Raw genomic sequence first — 14,094 nt, 5'->3', positions numbered from 1 at the left:
CTATGCCTATGTCAAACTTACGACGTATCGTCAGAAAAACCCGGCAGGATTTGATCAAAGGAAAACAAAACCTGCTTATCACCGTTATTGTGCTCTTATTCTGTATGATGAGCATCGGGGTCAGATTCATGCAATATACAGACAACGTTTCCCAGATCAAAGAATACCGCAGCGAGGTGCGGGAACATTGGGAAGACCGGCCAGACAAGCATCCGCACAGGATGGCCCACTACGGATACCTGGTGTTCCGGACCGCTCATCCTTTAAGTCTTTTTGATAACGGACTGGATGATTATCTGGGTAATGTTATTTTTCTGGAAGCCCACAAACAGAATACCGCCAATCTTTCCGAGGCAGGAAGTTCCGGAGCTTTGGTGCGTTTCGGAGCCTTCAGCAGTGCATTCATTCTTCAGAGCATTGTTCCGTTGATCATCCTTTTTCTTGGTTTCGGACTTATTGTTCAGGAGCGTGAGAACACCACACTGAAAATACTAAGCATTCAGGGGGCGTCCAACAGGGATATTCTTTGGGGCAAGATCCTTGGATTGTGGCAGTTTTCATTATTCTTTCTGCTGCCTGTATTACCCGTGGTCTTGTTTACTGCCGCATTTTCGGAAACGGTTCTCCTTAACGATATTGTACTGAGAATACTTTCTCTCCTGCCCGCTTATATGATTTATTATTTCTTTATCAGCACCCTGGCGGTGGTAATATCATCAGTAAGCAGGACTTCTGCAACGGCTTTGGTAAGCCTGATCGGATGCTGGCTTCTTCTGGTAATTTTTCTTCCGAAAGGCATCCAGTTTGCTGCACAGAATCTGTACTCTACCCCATCCCGTATTGCTTTTGAAACCCAGCTGGAAAAAGATATTCTGAAAGCGGGAGACAGCCATAATCCGGATGATCCTCATTTCAAAAAGATTAAAGATTCTCTGCTTCTTCACTACGGAGTAACCAATACCAATGAGCTGCCCTTCAACTACAGTGGGTTTGTGATGAAGGAGGGCGAAAAGATCAGTTCCCAGATCTACATTTCGCACCAGAAAAGGTTACAGGAACAGTATCACCAGCAGCAGAAATTCTCTGAGCTGTTCGGGTTTATAGATCCCTCTCTGGCCATCAGACATTTTTCTATGGCAGCAACGGGAACAGATTTTTTCTCTTACATCCAGTTTCAGAAACAGGCCGAAGAATACCGCTACAAGATGGCACAGCGGCTGAATGATCTGCAGATACAGTATATCAGCAATATAAAACCGGAAAAAGGAGGTCCTCCGGCTGTGATCGACGGAAAAAACTGGAAAGAATTCCCTGATTTCGAGTATGAGTATACTTCTCTTACCGAAAGCATGAAGAATCAGTGGATATCTGCTGCAGCCCTGTTGTTCTGGTTGGCAGCCTGTGTATTCATCATCGAAATAAGCAGTAGAAACCTAAAACTTATCTAATGAATCATTATTTATATAAACAATTTTACCGCAACAAGGCCTATCTTATCGCCCTGGTATTTTTACTGGCGGCAGGCCTTATGGCGATATATACCGGAAAAAAATTCCTGGACAGAAATGAAGACATCATTGCAAAGAGCGGCAATTTTCAAAAAGAAAGCATTGCACGCAATGTAAAATTTCACAAAGATGATCTGGGCCTGATCTTATATTACGTCAAATTCAACCTGGTGAATGAAACGCCAAAGCTTGCAGCACTGAATATAGGTATGCGCGATCTGAATCCGTCGATACAGGGCGTTACCATAAGAAATCTGGAAGAACAGCGTTATAATTCGGATTTTTATAATCCTGCCAATGCTGCTGTCGGAAATTTCGATTTTAGCTTTGTCCTTATTTTTCTTTTCCCACTGGTCATTATTGCCTTCTGTTATAACCTTATCTCCGAAGAGGAAGAAAAAGGAACCTGGAAACTTCTTTCTGTACAAAGCGGGCATCTGGGAAGATTTCTAAATGCCAAAATAATCATACGGGGTATTGCGGTAAGCCTGATCTACCTTCTTTTGATCATCATTGCCACACTTTGGATCCGGATTCCTCTGGACAAGTTCTATATACTTTTTATCCTCTCGGGGTGGCTTTATATTCTCTTTTGGTTTGTATTATGCCGCTGGATCATCCTGTTCAGAAAATCATCTGCTCAGAATGCCCTCATCCTTCTTATTGCGTGGGTTGCTATGAACTTCATTATTCCGATGGGGTGTAATCTGCTGATCCAAAAGTCTTATCCTGTTCAGGAATCCCTTAAGGCAGTTATGGAACAGCGTGAAGGTTACCACAACAAATGGGATGAGCCCAAGAAACCTACCATGGAAAAGTTTTACAAAGTATATCCTCAGTACAGGAAGTTTACCGTAGAAGAGAATGATACCTTCACCTGGACCTGGTATTACGCCATGCAGCATATGGGAGATGCGGAAGCCTCACAATCTGCACTTCTTTACAGAGAAAAAATGGACAAGCGTAACCGTGCCGCCGTTTTCCTTGGTTATTTTCTTCCCAACATCCATACTCAGCTTACCGAGAGCCGGCTGGCTCAGACCGGAATGGATAATCACCTGCAATACAGTGCGGCACTGCAAAAGTTTCATGAAGGAAAACGTTTGTTTTCTTATCCTCTTATCTTTTCAGGTCAGAATGCAGAATCCGTGAACTGGGCCACACAAACCGTAGACCATTTCGCAAAACCTGAAAAACTGAATATGCTGCAGCTTTTCTTACCGTATTTGATCATCATCGTTTTACTTCTTCTTTTTTCACAAAATAAATACCGAAAACTATGTTAAAAACCATTAATCTACACAAAAAATATAATGATTTCACAGCACTTCAATCCCTTAATTTAGAAGTTGAGAAGGGAGAAATTTATGCTTTGTTAGGCCAAAACGGAGCAGGCAAAAGTACAACAATCAATATTCTTCTGGGACTCATCAAAGCTACATCCGGAGATGCTTTTATCAATACTATATCGGTGACAGATCATCCGCAAAAAATAAAAAAAGAACTGGCTTATATTCCGGAGACCGTGCTTTTATACCCTAACCTTACCGGCATGGAAAACCTCGATTTCTTTTCCAAAATAGCAGGATTCAATTATACCAGAGCTGAACTGTCCGCATTTTTGAGACATACCGGACTGCAGGAAGCGGCCCATCATAAAACTTTGGGCGGCTATTCTAAGGGAATGCGCCAAAAGGTAGGAATAGCGATTGCCCTGGCCAAAGATGCCAAAGTCCTTTTACTGGACGAGCCTACGAGTGGTCTGGACCCTATTGCCACTGCAGAGTTTACGGAAATTATCCGTCAGCTGGGACAGGAAGGGAGAACCATACTCATGGCTACCCATGATATTTTCAATGCAGTAAGTGTGGCCTCGAATATCGGAATTATGAAACAGGGACAGCTGGTGCAGAATCTTCAGTCTAAAGCCTTTACGGCAGAAGAGCTACAGGAGCTTTATCTTAAAACGATTTAATACAGTTATCCGGGCAAACAGAAAAAGCCGTTATCACAAATTGTGATAACGGCTTTTATATCTATCGGCCAATCACTGATCAGCGCAATTGCAGATTGGCTTTTTGAATAAAATCATCCCATTGTACGGTAAGATTACTAATGGCTTTCGCTTTTTCGCTTTCGTTCAGGGAAGAATAAGCAATAGAATTGAATACCAGTTTTTTCAGTGCTTTCACATCAAGCTCCCAATAGACAAATGCTACCCAAAAGTCATAGCTTAGTCCTTCATATCCATACACCGACGGATCGTCACTGTTGATGGAACCCTGTACCCCGTTATTCAGTAAAACCCGCGCAGGGTGATTTCTGAAGTCACTCACATACCCCAGGACCTGGTTACTGATCGGACTGATCTCAACCAGCTTATTCTGTTTCCTGATTGCTTCCATTGCTTTGGGGAAATAAATGAGATTGAGGCCATGACCGATCCTCTGGTTATTCAGCAAGGCAAGATCCAGGACATTGGTGTTATACACAGAATTGCTCTCACCGGCATGGAGGAAGAGCGGCATATCTGTACCATACTTTTTGCTGAGCGCATTCAGCTTTTCCCAGCTTTTACGGAATGTGTAAATGCTATTCCCGGCGGCTTCATCGGCCACCAGGTCAAAGCCAGAGATCATATCGGGAAATTCTTTTTTAAGCTGAAAAGCCATTTCAAGCTGTTTCTCAACCCCTTCAGGATCCAGAAATTTGAAGCTGGAATAAATTAGCTTTACGCTGAAGTTAGGATCTGTTTTTCTCATTTCTTTCACGATATCCTGCAGATCCGTAACGGATGTTTTTACCGGATACTTCCCATGCTGAAAATCGTACAGCTCATCAAAAACGTATCTGATCTCCACATGCTGCACTTTATCTTTGGCTAAATCCCGGAATCCTTTCAGGTAATATTCCTTAAAAAAAGGACGGTAAGGCAACAGCAAATTAATGCGTGTAAAACGCTTTTCAAACTCAATCCAATAGTCGTTATAGGAACATAGGTTGTCCCGCTTCAGAAGAAGGAGATCCAGCAGTTCTTTTTCAAATTGAGGATTTGCAGTCAGCTTTTTATCCAAATTGGTAAATCCTTTGGGAACTTTGCCGTTTTCAAAAAATGCCAGCTGCCCATAGATAAACTCTTGCGTATCCTGCTGATCAAAAACATAACACTCCTTATACTTTCTGGCTGCCGAAATCACCCATTTCATATCGGTTACCCCTCCGCTGTGGGTATGCAGCAACCCGCCTTTAGGCATCGTCTGTATCAGTTTAAACAATCTGCTGCCCTCGATCATGGGTTTTAATTCGTTAAACGACCGGTTGTACAAAGGGATCTTTTGCTTTTCTGTTTCACTGATCAGCTCCTTACGCAATGCAAAAAGTTTTTTATCCAGTATGTTCTCAGCATCTGATAGTTTGATATCGGCATCAAACGCCAGTGCTTTATTTTCATTTTCTAACGCAATCCGGTTCTGTTCGTAAGCCGGATGTTCAGTCAGTTTATTTTGGGCCCACAACAACGGGAAACCAAAAAGTAAGATATAGGTAAGATTTTTTTTCATAGTAATGATAGACTTTCCTTCTGCACGATGGATTGGATGCAATCCTTTTAAAAAATTATTTCATCTAAAATAACCGGGCAAACAAAGCTACAATCAAAAATATAATTATTTTTTCTGATTACCGACTGTTACCACAAAAAACCTACCATAAAACTGTTAAAGTACCCTCATTTTTATCGAAATGAAGTTCTGAATTGCATAGGAGAAAGCAGGGTTTTATTTTTAAATAACTTTGAAAAAGATTGCGGATGTTCAAAACCCAGTTCATAAGCAATTTCACTGACTGATAAATCGGTGGTAGAAAGTTTTTCTTTCGCTTTTTCAATCAGTTTATCATGAATGAATTGTTGCGTGCTCTGTCCTGTGAGCAGGGTAAGCATCCTGCTGAGATAATTAGGCGAAACATGAAGTTCTTTGGCAATATGCTGCACCGTTGGCAATCCGTATGAAACAGCTTGATCATTGCTAAAATACCCGTTCAGCAAATCTTCCAAACGATCAAGAAGGGTATGATTGCTGATTTTTCTCGTAATGAACTGTCTTTCATAAAACCTCTCCGCATAGTTGAGTAAAGTCTCTATATGTGAAATAATAATGCTCTGACTAAATTTATCAATAGAGGCCTGATACTCCTGTTGAATATTCTTTACAATTCCATGAATGATCTGTTCTTCTTTTTTGGAAAGAAACAACGCTTCTGTAATGGAGTAATCAAAATAGTCATATTGTTTGATCCTTTTGGCAAGGGAGGTATTCCAAAGAAAGTCAGGATGGATCAACAGCATCCATCCTGATTGTTTTGCATGTGGAACAGGTTCTTCTTTAATCCTGAACACCTGATTTGGAGAAATGAAAAACATAGTACCGTCTTCAAAATCATACTCCTGCTGCCCATATTTTAAGACGCCATTGAGTCCTATTTTCAAAGAGATCTGATAAAAATCCAACATCCAGTTGACCTCACCAATATCATGAGGTCTCTTCACAGTGCTATAATCTATCACACTGATCAACGGATGCTCAGGAGATGCCAGGCCCCGTGATCGGTGGAACTCAGAGACCGTTTTAATCCTTTTAGTTATTCTCTGCTCCATAATGCATAAAATTACAAATTGTTTTGACAACGATTTCGTTATCCTTCCCATTATATTTTTTTGACTTATCACTATGATAAGCCACAGCAAATTCTTTTGCAAAATCAGCCAGTTTAACCTTTCCCAATGCAGGTTTATGCCGGTTATAATCTTCATATAAGGTTCCGTTCCCCTGAGCTGCCTGAGTTTCCACAAAACCTTTGGCGACCTGCTCATTGAACCCAATTTTCAACCAGTTTTCCAATAAATCCCTGTCAGAAATTACTTTCCATTGCAAACCAGGTTTACCCATTGCAATACCAAGTGCCTTCGCTATTTCATTGGGTGAAACTTCATCACTGGCCACATACCTTACCGTTCTTCCTTTAAAAGACTTTTCTATTTCTTCAGCGACAGCCTCTGCAATATCCACCGGTGATACCCATGGTTCTTTCTGATCACCACCATAATTTGAAACGATAGATCCCGTGTTTTTAATCGTAGTGATAAACGAAAACATATTGAAATAAATCCCCACCGGACGGATAAACCTGATCGCTACATCCTCCGGCAACTCTTTCAGAATGTTTTCTACATGATGATGAAAGACAATCATTCCTGTTCCTATATCCGTATGGGCTCCGATGCTACTTAAGTGAACAATATTCTTCACCGCGGATTCTTCGATGGCTTTTTTATAATTCTGTCCTATTTCACGGATCCTTCCGATAAAATCAATGCTTTTATCAAACATATCGCCTGCCGCCTCCATGGTTTCCATTAAGTAGACTGTATCAGCCCCTCTAAAAGTCTGAGCCAGAAAATCCACATCGAACATGCTTCCTATTGCGGATTTTGCTCCTAAATCTTCAATCTTCTTTATTCTTTCAGCAGTACTGCTGATCACAGTCACTGAATATCCCTTATGGACAAGCAATTCTGTAAGTGGCTTCCCGATGTTCCCAATGGAACCTGTTAAAACAATATTCATTTTTATATTTTTTTGTTGAGGTAAAATTCCGGATACCGGCTCAGTTGAACTTAGCCGGATCTATCCTCTTCTTATCCAAATCAACCTGATATATAAAATATGGCTATTTTAACACTTTTTTAATCTCAGGTGGTTGCAGTTATTTTTAAGTTTAAGTACCTTTGTCTCCGGAATGCGGAACAGATTTCATCAATATGTGTACAGCCTATTATTTGCGTTGCTTACCGTTTTAGGTTGGTACTATGGGCAAATTCAGCAGTATATCTCAACAGATACTTCTTCCGGCATTGAATTTACCACTGATATGCTGGTTCATCAGAAGAAAGACATCGAAGAATCCTTTGCTTTTCTTACCACTCATGAAGCCAATGACGTTTATAATATCAGTCACCCACGGTACAATAAAATCAGGGCAGATCTTTCTGAAAATGATACCGAAAACGAGGACAATGTAGAAACCTCAGGCTCTGCGGAGCTCATTGCATTGTTCAAAGACGGTTTCTGGCATCTGATGTCAGGTTTTGTCACCACGTTTCACGACAGAAAAATTGCTGTTTCACTGGCACACTCAGAACACTTAAAGCCTCTAGATGATGATCTGTACATCCAGTACAGGGTCATCAGACTGTGATATCATTGTAATTTTTACGAAAACCCCTATCAGGGATCCTTCTCAAATCCGGGAAAGGAATCACATGCCCAATCCGTAATTGTGATCTGAATTTCCGGAAAGCTTTGTATTGATCCCTCATGTACTCTTCTACTCTGTTGGGAGAGCATGGAAGTCTATTTTTCAATTATAAATTATTACAAAAACATTATTATCATGGTCAAGAAAAGTCTCATGTATATACACTTGTGCCTTATTTTCTTGTTTGTAGCCTGTCAATCTGAAAAAAAAGAAAAAGAAGAAACAGCATCATTCAACGTAACAAGTCCTCTTGTAAAAGATACTTTGGTTAACAAAGATTACGTAGCACAAATCCGTTCTATCAATCATATTGAGCTTCGGGCGCAGGAAAAAGGCTACATCCAGTCTATTTATGTAGATGAAGGACAATTTGTACAAAAAGGGCAACTGTTATTCAAAATCATGCCCAACCTTTATGAATCTGATGTCAACCGTGCCAAAGCTGAGGCAAAATATGCGCAGATAGAATATCAGAATACCAAGAATCTTTCTGATAAAGACATCGTAGCCCCTCAGGAAATGGCCATGGCCAGAGCAAAATATGAAAAAGCCCAGGCTGAATTGTCTTCAATGAATACCCATTTGAGATTTACAGAAATCCGCGCTCCTTTTAGCGGAATTGTTGGAAAACTGCATGTTCGGAAAGGAAGCCTTGTAGATGAAGGTGAGCTGGTTACCGAACTTTCTGACAACAGCAAAATGTGGGTATATTTTAACGTTCCTGAAGCGGAATATCTGGATCAGATGGACACTAAAAAGGATAGCAACCCGATGCATGTTCGTCTGAGAATGGCCAATGGCAAGGAATTTTCACAGGACGGTATTGTACAGACCATCGAATCTGACTTTAACAACGAAACAGGAAATATCGCCTACAGAGCCACTTTCCCTAATCCAAAGGGATTGCTGAGATACGGACAGACAGGAAATATCGTCATTACTTCTCCTTATGCGAATGCCATGATGATTCCTCAGAAAGCTACGTTTGAAGAGCTTGAAAAGAAATACGTCTATGTGATCACCAAAGAGGGCAAAGTAAAAGCCAGGGAAATAAAAGTTGCTGCTGAACTCCCGCACATTTATGTGGTTGCTTCCGGACTTGGAAAGGATGAAAGAATCCTTCTGGACGGTCTCCGAATGGTACAGGAAAACCAGAAAATCGCTTCCAGGTATCAAAAACCCGAGAAAGTAATGTCGAACCTCGATCTGTATGCAGAGTAATCCAAAAGCAGCATTATGTTTAAAAAAGTAATACACCGGCCGGTATTCGCGATTGTGATATCGGTGGTCATCCTGTTTATGGGAGGTATCGCCATGAAACAACTTCCTACCGAACAGTTTCCCAAGATTGCCCCAACAACAGTAGCCGTTTCTATCGCCTATCCTGGTGCCAGTGCTGATGTACTGGTAAAATCCTCTTTGATCACCATTGAAAATGCCATTAATGGTGTTCAGGGAATGCGGTACATCACCACCGATGCCACCAGTGCCGGAGAAGCCACCGTAAATGTAGTTTTTGATCCCGGAACTGACCCGAATGAGGCAGTAGTGCTGGTAAAAACGAGAGTAGATCAGGTAATGCCCCTATTGCCAGAGCTGGTACAAAAAGAAGGCGTTGTCGTCAACCCGATTCAGCCAAGCATGCTGATGTACGTGAACCTTTACAGTACGAATAAAAGTATGGATGAAAAGTTCCTGTACAACTACTCTATGGTGAATATCATCCCGGAAATCAACCGTATTCATGGGATTGCCAAATCTCAGATCCTGGGGAGCCGGAGATATGCAATGCGTATCTGGCTAAACCCTGATCGTATGCGTGCGTATGACATTTCTGTAGATGAAGTGATGAAGGCGATCGGCGAACAGAGTATTATCGGACGTCCGGGAAGAATCGGGCAAAGTTCCGGTATTGCCGCCCAGTCCCTTGAATATGTATTGACGTATAAGGGCCAGTACAATAAACCTGAAGAATATGAAAACATCATCGTTCGATCCAATGCAGAAGGGGAAAATGTTAAGTTAAAAGATGTGGCTAAAGTAGAGCTTGGCAGTGAGTTTTTTGATATTTATTCTAACCTGGACGGGCATCCTTCCGCTTCTATTGTATTAAAACAAAACTACGGAAGTAATGCCAACGATGTGATTAAAGACGTGAAAGCAAAACTTGCGGAAATGAAAGGCAATTTCCCGCCGGGAGTAGATTATAAAATCAGTTACGACGTTTCACAATTCCTTGATGCTTCCATTGAGCAGGTAATGCATACCTTGAGAGATGCTTTTATCCTCGTAGCGATCGTGGTCTTCATCTTCCTTGGTGACTGGCGTTCTACCCTGATCCCCATTATTGCAGTACCCGTTTCATTGATCGGAACCTTCTTTGTGATTCAGTTTTTCGGATTAACCATCAACCTGGTCACGCTTTTCGCTTTGGTATTAGCCATCGGAATTGTGGTTGATAATGCCATTGTTGTGATTGAAGCGGTTCACGCCAAAATGGAGGAAAGTAATATGACACCTTATAAAGCAGTAAAGGAGGTGATGGGAGAAATTGCAGGAGCAATTATTGCCATTACGGCTGTAATGGTGGCCGTATTTATTCCCATTTCGTTTATGACGGGTCCTGTTGGAACTTTTTACCGCCAGTTTTCGATTACCATGGCAAGTTCCATTGTCATCTCAGCAGTTGTAGCGCTTACCTTAACTCCGGTATTGGCTGCTATGTTGTTGAAAAACAATCATGGAAAACCTAAAAAGTCTAATATCTTCACTAAAGCATTAGATGCTTTCAATAACGGTTTTGATAAAGTAACCGGTAAATATGCGGCTTTCCTTAGAAAAATTGTCAACCGTAAAATAGTGACATGGGGTATCCTGATCGCTTTCTGTGCCGGAATCTTTGTAATCAACAAAGCACTTCCGGGTGGTTTTATCCCGAATGAAGACCAGGGAACAGTCTATGCCATTATTCAGACGCCTCCGGGATCTACTTTGGAACAGACCAATAAAGTGTCGAGAACGTTGCAGAAAATAGCAATGGGGGTAGATGGTGTAGAATCGGTATCCTCACTGGCAGGATACGAAATCATGACGGAAGGACGTGGATCGAATGCGGGAACCTGTCTGATTAACCTTAAGACATGGAGCGATCGTGAACATTCGGTCAAAGAAATCATGAAGGAGCTTGAAGAAAAATCAAAAGACCTTGGAGCTACGATTGAATTCTTTGAACCACCTGCCGTTCCCGGATTCGGATCTTCAGGAGGGTTCTCCATGAGATTGCTAGACCTGAACAGAACGACCAATTATCAGGACTTTGACAAGGCTAATAAGGACTTTATCGTTCAGCTTAAAAAACGTAAAGAGCTTAGTGGAGTATTCACATTCTTTGCGGCGAACTATCCCCAGTATGAGCTGGTATTCGATAACAATGCGGCCATGCAGAAGGGGGTTTCTATAGGAAAAGCCATGGATAACCTCAACATCCTGATTGGAAGCACCTACGAGCAAGGATTCATCCGTTTCGGGCAGTTCTTTAAAGTGTATGTACAGTCTTCCCCGGAGTTCAGAAGGCTTCCTACCGATATCATGAACTTATATGTAAAAAACGACAGGGATGAAATGGTTCCCTATTCTGCTTTCATGACCATGAAAAAGACACAGGGACCCAACGAAATTACCCGTTACAATATGTACAATTCGGCAGCCATCAGAGGACTTCCTGCTGCCGGCTACACCACCGCTGATGCGATTCAGGCTATCAACGAAACTGCGGCTAAATCTTTACCTCACGGATACAAAGTAGCCTGGGAAGGATTATCTTTTGACGAGGCACAGCGTGGTAATGAAGCGATTTATGTTTTCCTGGTGGTACTTGTATTCGTTTATCTTGTATTGGCCGCACAATATGAGAGTTTCCTGATTCCGTTTGCTGTATTGTGTTCGTTACCGGTAGGGGTTTTCGGCTCTTTCCTTTTGTTGAAAGCAATGGGACTGGAAAATGATATCTACGCACAGGTTGGACTGATCATGATCATCGGGTTATTAGGTAAAAACGCCGTACTTATTGTAGAGTTTGCCGTCAAAAGGCGACAGGCCGGTGATTCTATTCTGGACGCTGCTGTAGAAGGCTCTAAAGCCCGTTTCAGACCTATCCTGATGACTTCATTTGCATTTATCGCAGGATTAGTGCCGCTTGTTTTTGCTAGAGGTGCCGGTGCAATAGGAAACCACACCATTGGGGCCTCCTCATTGGGAGGAATGCTGATAGGAACTGTATTCGGGGTCATTGTGATCCCGGGTCTCTATTACATATTTGCCAAATGGTCTGACGGTAAAAAAATGATTAAAGACGAAGACGAATCACCTCTAAGCGAAGACATGATCCATTATGAATAAAAGAAAAATATATCAATACACAGGTCTGGCAGTCTTCTTATTAAGTCTTACTGCCTGTAAACCTATAGAAATAGCAGAGCGCACAGAAAATAAAACGGTTCCTGAAAAATACAGCTCCGCAGAAAATGATTCCCAAAACACAGGAAAGCTAAAGTGGAACGAATATTTCAGCGACCCGAACCTTCAGGCATTGATCAATCAGGCACTTCAGAATAATCAGGAGCTGAATATCGTGCTTCAGGAAATCGAAATGTCTAAAAATGAAATCAAAGCCCGAAAAGGAGAATATCTTCCTTCGGTTGGTTTAAAGGCTGGCGCCGGCGTTGACAAAGTAAGCCGGTACACCAATATCGGAGCAATGGAAGCCAATACAGACATAGAACCGGGGAAAGAAATGCCCGAACCTTTGTTCGACTTTGGAGTTGGAGCACAGGCTCAGTGGGAAACGGATATCTGGGGTAAACTTCACAATGCCACAAAAGCTCAGGTACAGCGCTATCTGGCAGGCATCGAAGGAAAGAATTTCATGGTAACCCACCTGATCTCGGAAATTGCAGATTCTTATTACGAATTATTAGCCCTGGACAATGAGCTGGTTATTTTAAATCAAAATATTAAAATCCAAAATAACGCTCTCGACATTATCAGGGATCTGAAAAAGAATGCCAGATCCAACGAGCTGGCAGTCCAGAGGTTTGAAGCCCAGGTGCTGAAAACCCAGGGCATGCAATACGATATTCAACAGAAAATCATTGAAACGGAGAATAAAATCAATTATCTTGTGGGAAGGTTTCCGCAATCTGTGGAAAGGACTCAGGATTCTTTTGATGCTATTCTTCCGCAAGCGGTATACAGCGGAATTCCTTCGGAGCTTTTGGAAAACCGCCCGGACATCAAGCAGGCAGAATATGAGCTGGCTGCTGCAAAACTCGACATCCAGGTGGCCAAAGCAAGATTCTACCCTTCCCTTGACCTTGCTGCCGGTATCGGATTGCAGGCCTTTAACCCGACTTATCTCATTAAACCGCAATCCTTTTTGTTTTCTCTGGCAGGAGAACTTACTGCTCCTCTGATCAACAGAAGAGCCATCAAGGCAGCTTATTCCAATGCCAATGCAAAACAGATTCAGGCCGTCTATCATTATGAACAGACGGTCCTAAGCGCCTATATCGAAGTAGCGAATCAGCTGTCTAAAATCCATAACCTGGAAAGCAGCGTCAATATCAAAACCAAAGAGGTGAATGCCTTAACGAAATCCATTGATATTTCAAATGATCTATTCAAGTACGCCCGCGCTGATTATATGGAAGTTTTACTGACCCAGCGTGATGCCCTCGAATCAAAATTTGAGCTGGTGGAGAAAAAAGTCAATCAGCTTAAAGCCAGTGTCGCAGTCTACCGCGCTCTGGGTGGAGGCTGGGATCAAAATCCTTTGACAGCTCCGGATATTAAAAAGTTATAAATATCATATTAATCTTGTTTTCACCGAGGAGTCTATCGAAAGGTAGGCTCCTTTTTTATTGGGATACACGGTGTAAAGCAATATTTAGGCAAGAATCTATTTCGATTTCCCACAGATCTTCACAGATTTCGTTTTAGCGTAAGGTTCTCTGTCTATAATTGTGGCTCCTTTTGCTTCAAGGGAAGAGACGTGAAGATAATAAATGCAAAATCTGCGTGATCTGCAAAATCCGCGAGAGATATAGTTTCCCACTGATCACACAGATTTTCACAGATTTCATTTTAGAGAAAGGCTCTCTGTCTTTATTCTTTGGTTTGCTTCAAGGCAGTAAGCAGATTAAAACAGATCCGACAAATTAAGCTCATTAAGCCGATAAAAAGTATTAAAATAAAATCTGCGTGATCTGCAAAA

The 14,094-nt window shown here is 41.8% G+C and carries 10 protein-coding genes; 7 read left to right on the top strand and 3 right to left on the bottom strand.

Features of this window, described 5'->3' with window-relative positions; genetic code table 11:
* Positions 1–8 precede the first annotated feature (8 nt).
* Genes DRF67_RS13925 through DRF67_RS13915 form a run of 3 tightly spaced genes read left to right on the top strand, consistent with a single transcriptional unit; the run spans position 9 to position 3,483 of the window.
* The gene (locus DRF67_RS13925; protein ID WP_165851802.1) at positions 9–1,448 is read left to right on the top strand and encodes an ABC transporter permease; all 1,440 of its coding nucleotides are present in this window, start codon (positions 9–11) and stop codon (positions 1,446–1,448) included.
* Positions 1,448–2,794 (top strand): DUF3526 domain-containing protein, encoded by a 1,347-nt coding sequence (locus DRF67_RS13920; protein ID WP_115928897.1) that lies wholly within the window; start codon positions 1,448–1,450, stop codon positions 2,792–2,794. The genes DRF67_RS13925 and DRF67_RS13920 overlap by 1 nt, the downstream gene beginning before the upstream one ends.
* Positions 2,788–3,483: an ABC transporter ATP-binding protein gene (locus tag DRF67_RS13915; RefSeq protein WP_115928896.1), complete on the top strand. Its 696-nt coding sequence runs from the start codon at positions 2,788–2,790 to the stop codon at positions 3,481–3,483. The genes DRF67_RS13920 and DRF67_RS13915 overlap by 7 nt, the downstream gene beginning before the upstream one ends.
* 79 nt (positions 3,484–3,562) lie before the next feature.
* Here DRF67_RS13915 and DRF67_RS13910 read toward each other — a convergent pair whose 3' ends face one another.
* The 3 genes from DRF67_RS13910 to DRF67_RS13900 all read right to left on the bottom strand — a co-directional run bounded on the left by DRF67_RS13910 (position 3,563) and on the right by DRF67_RS13900 (position 7,132).
* On the bottom strand, positions 3,563–5,068 hold the full coding sequence (locus DRF67_RS13910) for an amidohydrolase family protein (protein WP_115928932.1): 1,506 nt from the start codon (positions 5,066–5,068) through the stop codon (positions 3,563–3,565).
* Positions 5,069–5,241: 173 nt separating this feature from the next.
* Entirely contained in the window at positions 5,242–6,162 is a 921-nt protein-coding gene (locus DRF67_RS13905) for a helix-turn-helix domain-containing protein (protein WP_115928895.1), read from the bottom strand.
* Complete coding sequence (locus tag DRF67_RS13900) at positions 6,143–7,132, bottom strand: NmrA family NAD(P)-binding protein (RefSeq protein WP_115928894.1); 990 nt, start codon at positions 7,130–7,132, stop codon at positions 6,143–6,145. Before DRF67_RS13900 ends, DRF67_RS13905 begins: the two co-directional genes overlap by 20 nt.
* Positions 7,133–7,265: 133 nt before the next feature.
* Between DRF67_RS13900 and DRF67_RS13895 the strand changes: the two genes are divergently transcribed.
* The 4 genes from DRF67_RS13895 (at position 7,266) to DRF67_RS13880 (ending at position 13,683) form a co-directional block, all read left to right on the top strand.
* A complete protein-coding gene (locus DRF67_RS13895; RefSeq protein WP_165851801.1) occupies positions 7,266–7,763 on the top strand; it encodes a hypothetical protein in 498 nt (165 codons plus the stop codon).
* 195 nt (positions 7,764–7,958) lie between these two features.
* On the top strand, positions 7,959–9,044 hold the full coding sequence (locus DRF67_RS13890) for an efflux RND transporter periplasmic adaptor subunit (protein WP_115928931.1): 1,086 nt from the start codon (positions 7,959–7,961) through the stop codon (positions 9,042–9,044).
* 15 nt (positions 9,045–9,059) lie between these two features.
* Positions 9,060–12,221: an efflux RND transporter permease subunit gene (locus DRF67_RS13885; RefSeq protein WP_115928892.1), complete on the top strand. Its 3,162-nt coding sequence runs from the start codon at positions 9,060–9,062 to the stop codon at positions 12,219–12,221.
* Positions 12,214–13,683: a TolC family protein gene (locus tag DRF67_RS13880; protein WP_115928891.1), complete on the top strand. Its 1,470-nt coding sequence runs from the start codon at positions 12,214–12,216 to the stop codon at positions 13,681–13,683. Before DRF67_RS13885 ends, DRF67_RS13880 begins: the two co-directional genes overlap by 8 nt.
* Positions 13,684–14,094: the final 411 nt, after the last annotated feature.

It is taken from the genome of Chryseobacterium pennipullorum, assembly GCF_003384725.1.
GTDB classification, from domain to species: domain Bacteria; phylum Bacteroidota; class Bacteroidia; order Flavobacteriales; family Weeksellaceae; genus Chryseobacterium; species Chryseobacterium pennipullorum.
This window is presented reverse-complemented; position numbering and strand designations above follow the sequence as displayed.